The organism is Campylobacter sp. IFREMER_LSEM_CL1097 (assembly GCF_025772225.1).
Lineage (GTDB): Bacteria > Campylobacterota > Campylobacteria > Campylobacterales > Campylobacteraceae > Campylobacter_D > Campylobacter_D lari_D.
In genome coordinates, this window is the sequence record NZ_JAKMRT010000041.1 from 1 (window position 1) to 1,855 (window position 1,855).

The 1,855-nt window shown below is 26.8% G+C and carries 2 protein-coding genes; both read right to left on the reverse strand.

The window, feature by feature from the left end; translation table 11 throughout:
• Window positions 1–23: 23 nt before the first annotated feature.
• On the reverse strand, window positions 24–443 hold the full coding sequence (locus L8W64_RS08790) for a PepSY-like domain-containing protein (protein ID WP_220566934.1): 420 nt from the start codon (window positions 441–443) through the stop codon (window positions 24–26).
• A 60-nt stretch (window positions 444–503) separates the two neighbouring features.
• Window positions 504–1,855: ATP-binding protein (locus tag L8W64_RS08795; protein WP_263673540.1), on the reverse strand; the 1,352-nt coding region annotated here is incomplete at its 5' end.

Genomic DNA, 1,855 nt, shown 5'->3' on the forward strand with positions numbered 1-1,855 from the left:
TGCTAAGCTGGGGTTGGTGATTATTAATCGTCGAATTTTTGGCCTAAAATATTACCTTTAAAATCTGTATAAATTTCCATCATATTATTTGTTCTAAATTTATAGCCATTTATTTTTTTATCTACTTCTACAATAGCTGCATTTGGTTGTACTGCTTGTACTTTTGCAATAATTTCTTTTGGGATAAATCCTGTTGGAATGCTTTTGTATTTACCATCAACTTCTTTCCAGTCTCCATTGATGATAAAGTCAATTTCGGTCCCATCGACTAAATTTACTTCATAAGAATCTACATCTTGTTTTACATAACCTACATTTACACCTTTAAAATGAGTGTTTAAAAACTCTTGAGCTTTTTGAGGTAGAGCATTTGGACTTACAACCATATCTGCAAACATAGAACTTGCACAAACTAAACTAGCTAACATTAATTTTATTTTCATTTTTTCTCCTTTAAATAAAAGTAAAAAATGATATTAACTGCTTGTGAAATTTATGTGAATTTAATTTTTAAAACCAACTATTTTATTTTTATCAAATGAAGATTCTATTTCTTTTTCTATTGTATGTAAAAAATCACTCATTTTAAAAACACCGTCCTTAGAAATAGCTGCTTTCAAAGCTGTATTTTTAACTACCATAGCAATTTGAGCTCCACTTAGCTCATACAAAGCAAGGTTTTTTAAATCAAAATTATCATCAAATTTAGCATTTTTAGGTAAAGCTTTTTGCCATATCATCAAGCGTTGTTCGTAATTTGGCTTTTTAAATTCTATTTTATACTCAAATCTTCTTGAAAAAGCCACATCTAAACTTTCTAAAAAATTAGTCGTAGCTATGATAACTCCACTAAAACGCTCAATTTGTTCTAGAAAAATATTTTGCATTTGATTGTGCATTTTATCAGCACCGCCACTACTTTCTACCCTAGTACTTAAAAATTGATCAGCTTCATTTAAAAGCAAAATAGGACTTTGTTTGCTTGTTTGACAAAGCTCTTTATAAGTATCAAAAATTTTTCTTACATTTTGTTCACTCTCGCCCACATATTTGCTTAAAATTTTAGAACAATCAAAACTCAAAATAGATTTTTTCATAGCTTTTGCCATACTTAGCGCACTCATAGTCTTACCCGTGCCAGCAGGACCATAGAAAATTATCTTAGCTTCTATGTTTTTATTTGTTTTTATACCCCATTTATTTAATCTTTCCAAAACCTTTTTATCTTGTTGTTTTAATATACTTTCCAATAGATCTTTAGTGCTTTGGGGCATAATAACATCATCTATATTAATATTTGGCTCAATTAGCTCAAAAATATCTTGTTCTTTAACTAAATTTTGAAGTTTAATTTTTTTATTCTTCTTTGGTTCTTTAAAATTAATAATTCTTTGTAAAATATCATCACTTAAATAAAAAATCTTAGTTATATCACCCAAAGAATTAACAAATTCATCATATTCTAAAAGATTTGAACTAAGTAGCTTAGAATCTTCTTCTAGTAAGACTTTGTTTTCTTGTTTTTGAACATCATCTTCGCTAATTAAATGAAGTAAAAAATTAAAATCTCTACTATAAGAATTTTCAGTATTTAGCAAATACTCTTCTTTTAATAAACTAATAAATATCAAACATTCTTTATCGTTTAAAGCATACTCTTTAAAAATATCTGCCAAAACATTAGAAATTTTACTCTTTTTTAAACGCTCTTTAATATATGCTTCAAATATAGCTATATCTTTTTTAATATTCTTACTTTGAGAGCTTTTAGCAAAAAAACGCAATCTTTGATATAGCTCGATTTTAAAAAATTCATCTTTTAAATATGCAATATGATCTTCATAAATTTGATCTT